The sequence below is a fragment of the Streptomyces graminofaciens genome (genome assembly GCF_030294945.1).
Classification (GTDB): domain Bacteria; phylum Actinomycetota; class Actinomycetes; order Streptomycetales; family Streptomycetaceae; genus Streptomyces; species Streptomyces graminofaciens.
This window is the reverse complement of the sequence record NZ_AP018448.1, coordinates 2,384,020-2,397,316: the sequence shown is the minus strand read 5'-3', so window position 1 is coordinate 2,397,316 and position 13,297 is coordinate 2,384,020. Positions and strand designations below refer to the sequence as shown.

At 68.7% G+C, this 13,297-nt stretch carries 13 protein-coding genes; 10 read left to right on the top strand and 3 right to left on the bottom strand.

Annotated features, from left to right (window positions below; genetic code table 11):
- Nucleotides 1–58 precede the first annotated feature (58 nt).
- From SGFS_RS10505 to SGFS_RS10485, 5 genes are all read left to right on the top strand, one after another.
- A complete protein-coding gene (locus SGFS_RS10505) occupies nucleotides 59–1,006 on the top strand; it encodes a carbohydrate ABC transporter permease (protein ID WP_286249536.1) in 948 nt (315 codons plus the stop codon).
- Entirely contained in the window at nucleotides 1,003–1,839 is an 837-nt protein-coding gene (locus SGFS_RS10500) for a carbohydrate ABC transporter permease (RefSeq protein ID WP_286249535.1), read from the top strand. Before SGFS_RS10505 ends, SGFS_RS10500 begins: the two co-directional genes overlap by 4 nt.
- A 180-nt stretch (nucleotides 1,840–2,019) precedes the next feature.
- Entirely contained in the window at nucleotides 2,020–3,558 is a 1,539-nt protein-coding gene (locus SGFS_RS10495) for a GMC oxidoreductase (RefSeq protein ID WP_286249534.1), read from the top strand.
- On the top strand, nucleotides 3,558–4,829 hold the full coding sequence (locus tag SGFS_RS10490) for a Gfo/Idh/MocA family protein (RefSeq protein WP_286249533.1): 1,272 nt from the start codon (nucleotides 3,558–3,560) through the stop codon (nucleotides 4,827–4,829). The genes SGFS_RS10495 and SGFS_RS10490 overlap by 1 nt, the downstream gene beginning before the upstream one ends.
- Before the next feature lie 138 nt (nucleotides 4,830–4,967).
- Nucleotides 4,968–5,975 carry a sugar phosphate isomerase/epimerase family protein gene (locus SGFS_RS10485; protein WP_286249532.1) on the top strand — a complete coding sequence of 336 codons (1,008 nt, stop codon included), beginning with the start codon at nucleotides 4,968–4,970 and terminating at the stop codon, nucleotides 5,973–5,975.
- A gap of 199 nt (nucleotides 5,976–6,174) precedes the next feature.
- Here SGFS_RS10485 and SGFS_RS10480 read toward each other — a convergent pair whose 3' ends face one another.
- The 3 genes from SGFS_RS10480 to SGFS_RS10470 all read right to left on the bottom strand — a co-directional run bounded on the left by SGFS_RS10480 (nucleotide 6,175) and on the right by SGFS_RS10470 (nucleotide 8,928).
- Nucleotides 6,175–6,945, bottom strand: a complete 771-nt coding sequence (locus tag SGFS_RS10480; RefSeq protein WP_286249531.1) for a TIM barrel protein — start codon at nucleotides 6,943–6,945, stop codon at nucleotides 6,175–6,177.
- A 73-nt stretch (nucleotides 6,946–7,018) separates the two neighbouring features.
- A complete protein-coding gene (locus SGFS_RS10475; protein ID WP_286249530.1) occupies nucleotides 7,019–7,993 on the bottom strand; it encodes a sugar phosphate isomerase/epimerase family protein in 975 nt (324 codons plus the stop codon).
- Nucleotides 7,990–8,928, bottom strand: coding sequence for a sugar phosphate isomerase/epimerase family protein (locus tag SGFS_RS10470; protein ID WP_286249529.1), 939 nt, complete (start codon nucleotides 8,926–8,928; stop codon nucleotides 7,990–7,992). The genes SGFS_RS10475 and SGFS_RS10470 overlap by 4 nt, the downstream gene beginning before the upstream one ends.
- 320 nt (nucleotides 8,929–9,248) lie before the next feature.
- Here SGFS_RS10470 and SGFS_RS10465 point away from each other — a divergent pair, with 320 nt between their 5' ends.
- The 5 genes from SGFS_RS10465 to SGFS_RS10445 all read left to right on the top strand — a co-directional run bounded on the left by SGFS_RS10465 (nucleotide 9,249) and on the right by SGFS_RS10445 (nucleotide 13,203).
- Nucleotides 9,249–9,866 (top strand): NADPH-dependent FMN reductase, encoded by a 618-nt coding sequence (locus tag SGFS_RS10465; RefSeq protein WP_286249528.1) that lies wholly within the window; start codon nucleotides 9,249–9,251, stop codon nucleotides 9,864–9,866.
- A 227-nt stretch (nucleotides 9,867–10,093) separates the two neighbouring features.
- Entirely contained in the window at nucleotides 10,094–10,765 is a 672-nt protein-coding gene (locus SGFS_RS10460; protein ID WP_286249527.1) for a TetR/AcrR family transcriptional regulator, read from the top strand.
- Nucleotides 10,766–11,178: 413 nt separating this feature from the next.
- Entirely contained in the window at nucleotides 11,179–11,682 is a 504-nt protein-coding gene (locus SGFS_RS10455; protein WP_286259881.1) for an MFS transporter, read from the top strand.
- A gap of 70 nt (nucleotides 11,683–11,752) precedes the next feature.
- Nucleotides 11,753–12,766: a sugar phosphate isomerase/epimerase family protein gene (locus SGFS_RS10450; RefSeq protein WP_286249526.1), complete on the top strand. Its 1,014-nt coding sequence runs from the start codon at nucleotides 11,753–11,755 to the stop codon at nucleotides 12,764–12,766.
- Between the two features lie 32 nt (nucleotides 12,767–12,798).
- Entirely contained in the window at nucleotides 12,799–13,203 is a 405-nt protein-coding gene (locus SGFS_RS10445; protein WP_286249525.1) for a C-glycoside deglycosidase beta subunit domain-containing protein, read from the top strand.
- Nucleotides 13,204–13,297: the final 94 nt, after the last annotated feature.

The window sequence follows — 13,297 nt, the reverse complement described above, 5'->3', positions numbered from 1 at the left end:
GGGCGCCCCTCCAGGGGCATGTCCGTTCGCCCTGGCCCCGATCCCGCAGGGAGATCCCGTGACCACAACCCTCGACGCGCCACCGGCCGCCAAGACCGAACGCCCACTGCGGCGCCGCCCGCGGCGCCGCCCGCGGCGCCGCGCGACGGCACCGCTGACCTGGCTGGTGCCAGGACTGCTTCTCCTGCTGACCGCGCGATACGTTCCCACGGTCCTCGGGGCCAACTACGCGTTCACCGACTGGAACGGGCTCAGCTCGGTCTACAACATCGTGGGCCTGGACAACTTCACGGCGATCATCAACAACCAGGACTCCCGTCAGGCGCTGGTCAACACGCTCGTGCTCGCGGTGACCGTCGTGGTCGCCGGTAACGTCCTCGGCCTGTCCCTCGCCCTCGCCCTCGACTCGGCGATCAAGACACGCAACCTCGTGCGTGCCGTGTTCTTCGCGCCCGCCGTCCTCAGCCCGCTGGCCACCGCCTACATCTGGCGCTACATCTTCCAGGTCGACGGACCGTTCAACCGCCTGCTGGGCGCCGTGGGGCTGGACTCCTGGGAGCGGAGCTGGCTGGCCGACCCCACATGGGCCCAGTGGGCGGTGGCCGTGGTGGTCGTCTGGCAGTTCAGTGGACTATCCATGATCATCTTTCTGACCGGTCTGCAGTCCATCCCCGCCGAGCTGGCAGAGGCGGCCGCGGTCGACGGCGCGGGCGCCTGGCGCCGCTTCCGCCTCATCACCCTGCCCCTGCTGGCCCCCGCCACCACCATCGCGCTCACCCTGACCACCATCATGGCCCTCGGCATCTTCGACCAGGTCGTCGCGCTCACGGGGGGCGGCCCGGTCGGCAAGACGGCCACGCTGTCGACGGTCATGTACGAGCAGACGTTCAGCCTGGGCCGGTTCGGCTACGGCACCGCGCTGGCCCTGATCCTCACGCTCGTGATAACCGTCGCTTCGGTCACTCAACTTCTCGTCCTGCGGTCCCGCGAGAGGCGGATTCGATGAGCACGGGCATTCAGCGCTACACCCGGCGCACCCTCGCCCGCGAGATCCTGCTCATCCTCGCCGGGCTGGTGTGGCTCTTCCCCTTCTACCTGCTGCTGATGACGTCGGTGAAACCGGACAGCCAGATCTTCAGCGCCCCGACCGACCTGCCCACCAGCCTCGACATCGGCAACTACGCCGAGGCGTGGAGCACCGCCCACCTCGGCCGCGCCCTGCTCAACAGCGTGATCATCACCGGTGGCAGCGTCGCCCTGCTGATCGTGGTGGGCTCCCTGTGCGCCTACACCATCGCCCGCCGGCCGGGGCGCTGGAGCGCGGTCTTCTACCTGTTGTTCGTGGTCGGCATCATCGTGCCCTTCCAACTCGGGCTGATCCCGCTGTACTCGATGATGCGCTCACTGGGCCTGGTCGGCAGCTACGTGGGGATCATCCTGCTCTACGGCGGCCTGTGGATCCCCATGGCGGTGTTCCTCTACACCGGGTTCATCCGGGCCATGCCCCGGGACTATGAGGAAGCGGCGCTGATCGACGGGGCGACACCCTTCCGCACCTTCTGGCGTGTCATCTTCCCGCAGCTGCGGTCGGTGACCGCGACGGTGGCCACACTGTGCGGAATCCTGGTCTGGAACGACTTCTTCACACCGCTGATCTTCCTGTCCGGCACGGACAAGGTGCCGCTCCCGTTGGCGATCTACGAGTTCGTCGGCTCGGTGGCGACCCGCTGGAACCTGGTCTTCGCCGGGATCCTGGTCGCACTGCTGCCCGTCCTCATCCTCTTCGTCGTCGCGCAACGACAACTGATGCGCGGCTTCTCCGGCGGGATCAAGAGCTGAGGGGTACCACCGCGGCATCGTCCCGTCGACGACTCCCCGGTCGCGGCTGTGACCACGAACGGCCGCTCCTGACGCCCTGACCTTCGACCCACCGACACCGGGCTGGCGCCCTCGGGACAGCCCTGCCCCGTCTCGACAGCGGTCCCGCGCCGCGCACAAGAACAGGACACCACCAGCGAGATGACGAGGACCTTTCCCCAGCACGTCGATGTGGCTGTCGTCGGCAGTGGCCCCTGCGGTGCGGCCTACGTCCGGATCCTCAGCGAGCAGCGTCCCGATCTGTCGATCGCGACCTTCGAGGCCGGACCGCTGCTCGCCGATCCGCCGGGTTCGCACGTCCGGAACATCACCGACACCGCCGAACGCGAGAGCTGCCAATACCGTTCCGAGGGACCCGCCCCCGCTCACGCCGCCTCCCCTGCCGGCGATCGGGAACCGGACGGGAGACTCGCCCGGCCGGGCACCTTCCTGCTGCCCTCCGGTTACCGGCAGCAGGACGAGGACGGCCTGCCCCTGGCGGCGATGTCGAGCAACGTCGGCGGTATGGGAGCCCACTGGACCGCCGCGTGCCCCCGCCCCGGCGGCAGCGAAAGAGTCCCCTTTCTCCCCGCTCTCGACGACCTGCTGGCCGAGGCGGAGCGGCTGCTCGGTGTGTCCGCCCACGCCTTCGACGACGCGCCCCTGGCCGACGAGGTACGAAAGCGTCTCGGCGCCGCCTTCGACTCCGGCCGGGCCCAGGACCGGCAGGTCGCGCCGATGCCTCTCGCCGTGCGCAAGCACCCGGACGGCCGGGTCACCTGGTCCGGCTCGGACATCGTGTACGGCGATGTCTCGCGTGCCAACCCGCGCCACACCCTTCACCCCGAGGCACTGGCCGTGAAGGTGCTGGTAGAAGACGGGCGTGTACAGGGCCTGCGGGTCCGGGACCTGCGTGACGGCACCGAGCACGAGATACGGGCCGCCCGTGTCGTCGTCGCCGCGGACAGCCTGCGCACTCCGCAGCTGCTCTGGGCGTCCCAGGTTCGCCCGGCCGCCCTGGGCAGGTATCTCAACGACCAGCCGCAGGTCATTTTCGCCGTACGGCTGCGCGACACGCCTTCCTCATCCGAACCGGCCGTCCCGGCGGACCGCGACGAACCCGGCGTCGTCCCCTACAGCGGAGTCAACTGGGTCCCTTTCACCGACAAGGAACCCTTCCACGGCCAGGTGATGCAGCTGGACACCTCCCCGTTGCCGCTCCCCGGCGCCGACCGGCCGGCGCCGGGGTCCATCGTCGGGCTGGGCTGGTTCTGTGCCAAGGAACTGCGGGAGTCCGACCGTGTGGAGTTCGACGAGCGGGACCGTGACGAGTACGGGATGCCCGCACCACGGATCCGCTATCGCCTCACCGACCGGGACCACGCCTCGCTGGAGGCGGCCCGCGACGCCGTCCGCCGCGCCGCCGAAGCCCTGGGCGAACCGCTCGACGACGAGCCGCGGACCCTGGAACCGGGCGCGTCGCTCCACTACCAGGGCACCGTGCGCATGGGAACGCATGACGACGGCACAACCGTCTGCGACCCGGACAGCCGGGTGTGGGGTGTCGACGGCCTGTACGTCGCCGGCAACGGCGTCATCCCCACGGCGACCGCCTGCAACCCGACGCTGACCTCCGTGGCCCTGGCCGTCGCCGGAGCCCGCCACATCGCCCGCACGACCGCCGCTGAGGAGACCCGCTGATGTCGAGCAGCAACAACGCCCGCGACAACGGTGACGAGAGGGCCGGCACCACTGGGAACCCGCGGCGCGCCGACGCGCCGCCCGCCCGTCCCACGCTCACGGTCGGCATCGTCGGACATGCCTTCATGGGTAACGCCCACTCCCACGCGTGGCGTACCGCGCCCCGCTTCTTCGACCTGCCGTTGCGGCCCGAGAGGGCGGTCCTGGTGGGCCGCGACGCGTACCGCGCATCCCAGGCCGCGCGACGGCTGGGGTGGGCGGCCGCGGAGACCGACTGGCGCCGGATGATCGAGCGAGACGACATCGACCTGGTCGATATCTGCACGCCGGGGGACACCCACGCCGAGATCGCCGTCGCGGCGCTGGACGCGGGTAAGCACGTGCTGTGCGAGAAGCCGTTGGCGAACTCGGTTGCCGAGGCGGAGGCGATGGCCGAGGCGGCGGCCCGCGCCGCGGCGCGGGGTATCCGCTCGATGGTCGGCTTCACCTACCGGCGTGTGCCGGCCGTGGTGCTGGCCCACCGCATGATCGCCGAGGGCCGCATCGGCCGGATCCATCACGTCCGCGCCCAGTACCTCCAGGACTGGCTGGCCGATCCCGACGTACCCATGTCCTGGCGTCTGGAGAAGGACAGGGCCGGGTCGGGAGCGCTCGGTGACATCGGGGCGCACATCGTCGACCTGACGCGTTACATCACGGGGGAGGAGCTGACCGGGGTGAGCGCCCTGCTGCAGACGTTCGTCCGGGAGCGCCCCCTGCCCGCCACGGCGTCGGGGCCCGCCACCGGCGGGTCGCTGACCGGTACCGGCGGCGACGGTACCGGCGAGGTCACCGTCGACGACGCCACCGTCTTCATCGGTCGGCTCGAAGGTGGCGCGCTCGCCACCTTCGAGGCGACGCGTTTCGCCCTCGGCCGCAAGAACGCGCTCCGCATCGAGATCAACGGCTCGCTGGGCAGCCTCGCCTTCGACTTCGAGGACATGAACGTCCTGCAGTTCTTCGACGGCTCCGAGCCCGCGGCCACCGCCGGGTTCCGCCGCATCCTGGTGACCGAGCCGGAGCACCCCTACGTCTCGGCGTGGTGGCCCGCCGGGCACGGTCTCGGCTACGAGCACGGCTTCACCCACCAGGTCGTCGACCTGATCGAGGCCATCGCGGCCGACGAGGATCCTGTGCCCTCGTTCGCCGACGGACTGCAGGTCCAGCGTGTCCTCGACGCCGTGGAACGCAGCGCCGCGGCCGACGGCAGCTGGACACGGATCCCACGCTGACGGGCCCGGCTCACGCTGTGCCCCCGTCCGGCAGGAGGCCTGGGAGCGCACCGCGACCGCCCTGCTTCAGGACCGATGTGCCCCCCACCCCACCCCCGCTCGGTGACCACCGGGCCCGACCGCGACAAGGACGCCACCATGCCCCGACCCATCACCCTGTTCACCGGCCAATGGGCGGACCTTCCCTTCGAGGAGGTCTGCGCCCTGGCCTCCGGCTGGGGATACGACGGTCTTGAGATCGCCTGCTGGGGCGACCACCTCGACGTGCTCCGCGCCGCGGAGGACGACTCGTACATCGAGGAGCGCAAGGCGCTGCTGGAGCGCCACGGGCTGTCCGTGTGGGCCATCTCGAACCACCTCAACGGCCAGGCGGTGTGCGACGATCCGATCGACGAGCGGCATCGAGGCATGGTCAACGCCCGTGTCTGGGGCGACGGCGAACCGGAAGGCGTCCGGCGGCGGGCCGCCGAGGAGATGAAACTGACGGCTCGTGCGGCGGCGAGGCTGGGTGTGCGCACCGTCGTCGGCTTCACCGGCTCCAAGATCTGGAAGACGGTGGCGATGTTCCCGCCGGTGCCCGAGTCCATGATCGAGGACGGTTACGCCGACTTCGCCGCCCGGTGGAACCCGATCCTCGACGTCTTCGACGAGGTCGGCGTGCGCTTCGCCCACGAGGTGCACCCGTCGGAGATCGCGTACGACTACTGGACTACCGTGCGCGCGCTGGAAGCCATCGGTCACCGGGGGGCCTTCGGGCTGAACTGGGACCCGAGCCATTTCGTCTGGCAGGACCTCGACCCGGTGGGCTTCCTGTGGGACTTCCGGGACCGCATTTACCACGTCGACTGCAAGGACGCTAAGCGCCAGGTCGGCAACGGGCGCAACGGACGCATGGGTTCGCACCTGCCCTGGGCAGATCACCGGCGCGGGTGGGACTTCGTCTCCACCGGCCACGGCGATGTCCCGTGGGAGGCGTCCTTCCGCATGCTCAACACCATCGGCTACGACGGGCCGTTGTCGGTCGAGTGGGAGGACGCGGGGATGGACCGGCTGGTGGGCGCACCGGAGGCGCTGGAGTTCGTGCGCAGGCTGGCCTTCGAGCCGCCGGCCTCCGCGTTCGACGCCGCGTTCTCCAGCGGATCCTGAAGACGGTCGCGCGGCTCTCCGCAGGCGGCCCGGTCCTGTCCGTTTCCCCGACAGGACCGGGCCGCCTGCGCATTCCCCTTCCGAAGGGCGCGGCACATCGGGTTGCGGTCTGCGGGGGACAGGACAACGGAGCCGGACGCCCTGTCGGGTGCCCGGCTCCGTTCGTGCGATGTGTGCCGCTCCGTCGGGGCGGCGTCTGTCAGAGAGCCGCGGCCACGTCCCTGATGTGGGCGAGGGAACGGAGGCTCTCCGTTGTGGGGACGTACTCCAACCCGATCGGCCCGCTGTAACCGAGCCCGCGCAGCGCCCGCAGCCGGTCCGTCCAGTCGATGCTCCCGGTGCCGGGCTCCGTACGGTCGGGTAGGTCCGCGACCTGCACGTGCGACACCAGGTCGATGGAGCCCGCGAGTTCCTCCTCCGCGACCTCTCCCGTCTGCAGGGAGTGGTACAGGTCGAAGAGGAGCGCCAGCCCCGGTGAACCGACCGTGCGGATGGCCTGGAGGCATTCCGCGGTGGTGTCGAAGAGGGTGCCGGGGTGGTCGACGCGGGTGTTGAGGTTCTCCAGGACGATCACCACGCCCTGCTCGGCGGCGATGTCCGCGCCCGCCTTCAGCGCTTCGACGACGATGCCGTGCTGCTTCTGCCGCTTGGCGTAGGGAAAACCGATGCCCGAGCCGGTGACGATCCGCTCGCAGCCCAGACGCCGGGCGGTCTCGGACGCCCTGCGCACCTGCTCCAGAAAGCCCTCGTGGGTCGAGGCGTCCGCCAGCGCGGCTCGTCCTTCGATCAGCATGGACCACAGGCGGGAACCGGTGTCGTTCAGTGCCTTCTCGATGCCGACCAGATCCTTGTCGCTGTGCGACCAGATCTCGACGATCCCGATGCCGGCGTCCGCCGCTGCGCGGATGCGGTCAGCGTGGTCGTCGCCGGCTTCTTTGAACAGCAGTTCCACATTGGCGGAGAGATCCATTGTCCATCGTCCTTCACCGTTGTACGGGGCGTGCGGGGGAGAGGGGTATGGCCGTCGGTGCGGACCGGGAGGGTCAGCAGCCGAGGACCCGCTCGGCGTACCAGCCGTTGAGCATGACGCTGCCCGCGGGGTTCGGGCTCTGCTCGCTTTCGAAGATCAGCCAGCCGGTGTAGCCGTGGTCACGGAGGCGGCCGACGAACGCCGGGAAGTCGACGAGACCGCCCCTGGTGCCGCATTCGTAGAACCAGCGGTCGATCTCGCGGGAGCCGCCGGCCTGGAGCATCGCCGCCTCCGCGTGGGGGCCGAACCGTTCTCCAGCCTCGTCGCGGTAGCGCGTGTCCTTGAGGTGCACGTGGTCGACACGGTCGGCGTGCCGGTCCAGGACGGCGACCGGATCGAGTCCCGCCAGGGTGAGCTCGGCGGTGTCGATGGTCAGGCCCACCAGTCCCGGATCGGTGGCGGCCAGGAGACGGTCCAACGTCTCGTCGTCAGCGGCGGCGCTCAGACAGTCGACGTGCAGCGACACCGTGACGCCGAACTCCGCGGAGCACGCCCCGATCCGGTTCCACGCGGCGCCCGCGACGGCGATGGTGTCCTCGGAGAGACGCCCTGTGCTCCAGGCGGAGGGCAGCGCGCGGACCACGAGACGGGAACCACCGCTCACGGCGAGGAAGTCGGCGAACGGTTTGACCGACTCGATGATCGCGGCATGGTCGGTCTGCTCCAGTACCGACCGTCCGTGCGTGAGCTCCTCGTCGATCGGCTCGCCGGGGTCGAAGTACCAACTGCTGACCGTCTCGATGCCGATGGCACGGGCGAGGTCGACGAAGGCCTCGGTGGAACCGTAGTTCGCCACGATCGAGGTCGGCCGGCCCAGCGGGTTCCACCGCCCCGTACCGGCGCGGAGCTCCACGGCGGTGAACCCGCACGCGGCGATGACCTTCAGTGCCCGTTCGTGCTGTTCACGCCGGGTGAAGTCGTCGAAGTTCGGCTTCCACTGGTTGATCGCGTAACCGCGGCGCAGAGCCGGGGCCGGGGTCTCCGTCATGAGTAGATCTCCGAGAGGACGTTCTGGGCGTACCACATGGCCAGCGCGGTGCTCTCCGCGTAGTCGCCGCCGATGTTGACCTTGTCGTGTTCGACGGTGATCCAGCCGCTGAATTCATGCCGCTTGAGCGCGCGCATCAGCCGCGGGAAGTCGACCAGACCGCCCTCGGTGCCCATCTCGTGGAACCACTGCGCGGTCTGCGGGGCCATCAGTTCCGCGTCGGGCCGGTTGTCGTAGGCGCCTGTCGTGTCGACCTGACGGGTGTCCTTGAAATGGAAGCCTGAGCACCGGTCATGCAGCTCCTCGAAGAGCGCCACAGGGTCGATGCCCGCGATGCAGTGCTGGGCGGTGTCGCAGAAGAAGCTGACGTAGCGCGGGTCCGTCCACTCGTAGAACTTGCGGATGTCGTCCTCGGTACGGATGGCGCAGAAGAACTCGTGGTGACAAGTGGTGCGCACGCCGTACTCCGTGAGGGTCATCTCGCCCACCCGGTTCCAGCACTCGGCCGCCGCCTTGATCTTGTCGTCGGTGACGGGTGCGGTGTCGATGTAGAGGCTGGCCGGCATGACGATGAGACTCTCGATCTTCAGGCCCTCCCACATCCCCAGCATCCGGCGTGTGCTGCCGACGATCTCGTCGTGGGTCTCGCGGACATGGGCGTCGGCCACGCGTGGGTCGTACATGATGCCGCGGAAGAGGTTGACGATCTTGTCGATGCCGTGTTCCCGCAGGTACTCCTGGTACTTCTCGATCGAGCCGAACATCTGGCTCAGGGCGAAGACCTGGAAGTCGAACATGTCCAGACCCTCGAACCCGACCGAGCGGATCTGTTTGACGAAGTCGTCCATGTGGCGCCGTGAGGCGTACTGCGTGACGGGACCGCGGGGCGTGTTCACCCGCCAGTGGTCCATGTAGCTCCAGCGTAGTGCGCTCATCGGGCTCCGGCCTTCGGATCATGCGGGGAGGGAGGTGACGCGGGATTTTTCCGAATCATAGTTCTGATTCTTACAATGGGGAACTCGTTCCGGCAATGCTCGCGTCGCCCCCGTCGGCTTCTCGCGTGACGGGTTCGGTCGCGTGGTCGCAGGTCGAGTGGCGGTGTGCGTTGACGAGTGGTAAGGGTCGAGGTAAAATCAGTATCACGATTCTGATTATTCTTATGGTCGACCCTCGGAACCGATCGAGGTGACCGGTACGGAGTCGATCGCCGGGGACGCGCCGCGCCGGCTGCTCACACCGCCCTTGAGGAGGAGCGATGAAGGATCACCCCGCCAGGTTGAGCGGACAACTGATCGTCGGCATCGGTGGCACCACCCGGCCGGGCTCCAGCAGCGAGTTGGCGGTACGCGAGGGATTGCGGGAGGCGGAGGCGTGCGGAGCCGAAGTGCTGCACTTCGGCGGCGCGTTTCTCGGCGGACTGCCCCTGTACGCCCCGGAGGATCCCAGGCGGACCGACGCTCAGCGGGAGTTCGTCGACGCCGTGCGCCGGGCGGACGGCCTGATCATCGGCTCTCCCGGGTATCACGGCGGAATCTCAGGACTGGTCAAGAACGCCCTCGACCTGCTCGAGGACCTGAGAGACGATCAGCGCGTGTACTTCCACGGACGTGCGGTGGGGCTTGTCGTGACCGCTGCCGGGTGGCAGGCCTGCGGGACTACACTGGCCGCCCTTCGCTCGGTGGTCCACGCGATGCGTGGTTGGCCCACGCCTCTCGGCGTGACGCTCAACACGGGTAACGGCGCGAGACTGTTCGCCCCCGACGGCACTTGTGTGGACGCCGCTGCCGCACAAACACTGGCCGTACTGGGGCGCCAGGTCGTCGACTTCGCCGCTGGCGTCAGCCCTTCGGGCGCCGCCCTGAGTCTCGTCTGACTCTCTTCGTTCGTGTTCACCGTCTGGGTGGCGGTCCTCGCGCCTGCCGTACCGACGGCCCGTCGGCGGTAGGTGGTCGGCCCCCTGGTCTCCGGAGACGAAGGCCGCGTTCCGCTGCGGGGCGCACCTCCGCACCCAGCGGCGGACCGCGGGGCCGGAGCGGGGAGGCCGTGTGTGACCCGGCGACGGCCGCCGCCTGTTTGTCCGCTCCCTCTAGGATGAATGGCGTGACCTCTTCAGCCCGACGCTCGACTCAGCCCGTGGCCCGCGCTCCCAAGCAGGAGCGCAGCCAGAAGTCCTTCGACCGAGTTCTCGACTCGTCGTTGGAGCTGCTGGCCGAGCGTGGGTACGCGGGCTTCGCCCTCACGGAGGTGAGCCGTCGTTCTGGTGTCTCCACCGGCTCGATCTACGTCCGTGTCGACGGCAAGGACGACCTCCTGCGAGCGGCGCAGGAACGCTTCCTGGAGAAGATGGCCGGCGAGCACGCCCGCCTCACCGACCCTGAACGCTACGAGGGCAAGAACCTGGTTCAGGTCGTTGGTGAGCTGGTCAGTGGACTCGCCACGATGCTGCTCCGAAACGCTCGTGTGCTGGGCGCCTTCCAGCAGCGGGCGGTGAGCGACCCGTTGGTGGCGCGGGCGGGCAAGGCTTCCTATATGGACCTCGTCGGTCGGTTCAGTCAGCTACTGCTGGGGCACCGTGACGAGATCGCTCATTCCGACCCCGAACACGCGGTCGTGTCGTGTTTCCAGGTGGCGTATGCCACGCTCGCACGCACACTAGCTCTCGATGTGTCCCAGGACGCGGCTGAAGACCATGAACTGGCAGCCATCACGGAGGACCTCGGCCTGATGTGCATCGCCTTTCTGACGTGGCCGGGCGGGGACGCGACGAACTGACCCGCCTCGCAACAGGGTGCACCCGGAAGCGTCGTGCTTGCGGGGGATACATGAGGCGACGAGCCGCTCCGCGTCGTGCGCCGGGCCGAGAGAGGCCGGTCACGGGCGACCATCATCGATTGGCATCCGGGTCTGCGCCGCCACCCTGGTCACGGCGGAGCTCGACGCACCTGAGCTCGTCCCCCTCCCGATCCCGCCGTCGGGCATGAGAATGCCGTCCGGGTGGGTATCCATGAGACGAATGGCGAGAATGCGAATTTTGAATTTACTTCGTCTTGTGCGCCACGCGCCTCATGGTGTGCTCTGTCCCTCACAGGTGCCGCGACGCGGCGCCGTGCACGCCGGGGAGCAGGCGCCTTGGGCAATCACCGGCACTGAGATCGAGTCGCGGTCGGCTTCGTCGCTTGGTCGCGATGTACCCGGCCGAGGGCACCTTCCCGGTGTTTCTGGTCTTCTACGTCATCGCCACGCTCGCGATCGCCGTGTCGATGGTGTCGATGGTCGCGGACACCGTTGAGTACCGGCAGTGGCAGTTCGGTACACGGTTCGAAGGACTGCTGTCGTCGGGTGTCACCTTCGCCACCAAGGTCGGCTCCGCCATCGGCTCGGCCGCGGTCGCATACGGACTCGCCGTGGCCGGGTACCGCCCCGGAGAGGAGAGCGGAGGCGTGGTCACTGCGATCCGCGTGATGTTCTACGGCATCCCGCAGCTCCTCGCCGCCCAGGCCGTGGGGATGGCGTTCTGGGACCTGGACGGGCGTCACGAGGCGATGCGTGCAGACATCGACCAGACATCGACCGGGCGGCGCGGTCGTCCGGGGCATGAGGCTGGAGGCCGCGGCCTCGTGCGGTCCCTGCTGAAGCGCGGGGCGCGCTGGTTCACCTGTGCGGCGGAATTTCACGCCACACAAACGTAACCAGAATATTGAATTTACTTCTTGCAGGTTGCAGACTGCCTGCGGGACCCACGAACGAGAGGTCAGCTCCATGACACCCCCGACACCGACCTCCGGCAGCCGGCACGCCATCAGCCGCGGGGTCAGCCTCTACTCCTTCCAGGAGGAGTACTTCCTGCGCACGATGTCCGTCGAGGACTGTGTCGCCGCCGTGGCGGACATGGGAGCCCGCGGCATCGAGGTCATCCCCGAGCAGTCCATTCCGGGATACCCCGTGCTCACGGACGCGTTCGTCACACGCTGGCACCACTGGATGCGCGCCTACGGAACAACCCCGGTCGCCACCAACGCCTTCCTCGACACCAAGCTGCACCCCGACCGTCGGCTCACCCTCGACGAGCAGACGTCTTCCGTCCGACGCGACATCGACATCGCCGTCCGGCTGGGGGCCCCGATCGTGAAGGCCACGATCAACTTCTCCCCCGAGGTCATGGAAGCCGCCGCGCCCTACGCCGAGGAGCACGGCGTCCAGTTGCTCCTCGAAGTCCACGCTCCGTTCCACTACCGGCACCCGTGGATCGTCGAGCACCTAGAGGTCATGGACCGGGTCGGGGCGCACGTCCTCGGCCTGATGCCCGACATGGGCATCCATGTACGCCGCTTTCCGCGCGTGGTGAGCGACCGCGCGCTGCGCGACGGGGCACGGCCGGAACTTGTCGACTTCATCGTGCGTACCTACGACGACCGGGGCGACACCCACGCGCTGATGGACATCGTCAACTACCGCGGCGGCGGACCGGTCGAGTTCGCCCTGGCCCGGCAGGCGACCCACTACATCTGGACCGACCCCAAGGAGATGCTCGCGCACATGCCCTTCATCGGGCACGTGCAGGCGAAGTTCTACGAGATGACCGACGACGGCGGCGAGTACAGCATCCCCTACGAGGAGATCGTCCCGGTCCTCGTGGAGGGCGGTTTCGCCGGCTGTCTCTCCAGTGAGTACGAGGGCAACCGCCACATCCAGGACGCCTATGACGTCGACAGCGTCGAGCAGGTGCGCAGGCAGCAGTCCATGCTCGACCGCCTGCTGGGCGAGACCGCCTGACCGCCGCCCACCGCACCGCAGGGAGAAACAGCGTGTTCGACAAGTACATCATCTGTGAGGACGGCTTCCGCGCCCGCCGTGACGGCCGCCCGGGCGGAGAACTCGACGTCAGGATGCCCTACTACCGGGGACTGTTCCTGTCCATGGTCGAAGCCGTCGATCTCGTCCTCGACGACCGGGCTGTGCCCAGGGAGCACACCACCCTCATCGTGCACGGGACGACCTACACCTTCGACGAGATGCCCCATGTCACCGACGACCGCTGGGAGATGGGCGAACGCGCGGTCCTGGCCTTCGAGACCGACGAACCCCTCACGCCCGGCGAGCACGACGTTGCCGTCTCGATCCGGCTGCGGATCTCCTACATGCCGGTGCCCGGCGGCGGCCACAGCCGCAAGCGGCTCCCGCTCGCGCCGGGAGCGGGGGAGGCGGCGTGACAAGAGGGACTCCTTTGCACGCCTGGACGGGCCGTCTTCGGCAGCGATCCATGCGGCGCCGCGTACACGCGCGTCCTGTCCGAACGGCTTCCGG

Coding starts and splice junctions, on each gene's coding strand:
- SGFS_RS10500 (WP_286249535.1), top strand. CDS start 1,003: ATGAGCACGGGCATTCAGCGCTACACCCGGCGCACCCTCGCCCGCGAG.
- SGFS_RS10495 (WP_286249534.1), top strand. CDS start 2,020: ATGACGAGGACCTTTCCCCAGCACGTCGATGTGGCTGTCGTCGGCAGT.
- SGFS_RS10490 (WP_286249533.1), top strand. CDS start 3,558: ATGTCGAGCAGCAACAACGCCCGCGACAACGGTGACGAGAGGGCCGGC.
- SGFS_RS10485 (WP_286249532.1), top strand. CDS start 4,968: ATGCCCCGACCCATCACCCTGTTCACCGGCCAATGGGCGGACCTTCCC.
- SGFS_RS10480 (WP_286249531.1), bottom strand. CDS start 6,945: ATGGATCTCTCCGCCAATGTGGAACTGCTGTTCAAAGAAGCCGGCGAC.
- SGFS_RS10475 (WP_286249530.1), bottom strand. CDS start 7,993: ATGACGGAGACCCCGGCCCCGGCTCTGCGCCGCGGTTACGCGATCAAC.
- SGFS_RS10470 (WP_286249529.1), bottom strand. CDS start 8,928: ATGAGCGCACTACGCTGGAGCTACATGGACCACTGGCGGGTGAACACG.
- SGFS_RS10465 (WP_286249528.1), top strand. CDS start 9,249: ATGAAGGATCACCCCGCCAGGTTGAGCGGACAACTGATCGTCGGCATC.
- SGFS_RS10455 (WP_286259881.1), top strand. CDS start 11,179: ATGTACCCGGCCGAGGGCACCTTCCCGGTGTTTCTGGTCTTCTACGTC.
- SGFS_RS10450 (WP_286249526.1), top strand. CDS start 11,753: ATGACACCCCCGACACCGACCTCCGGCAGCCGGCACGCCATCAGCCGC.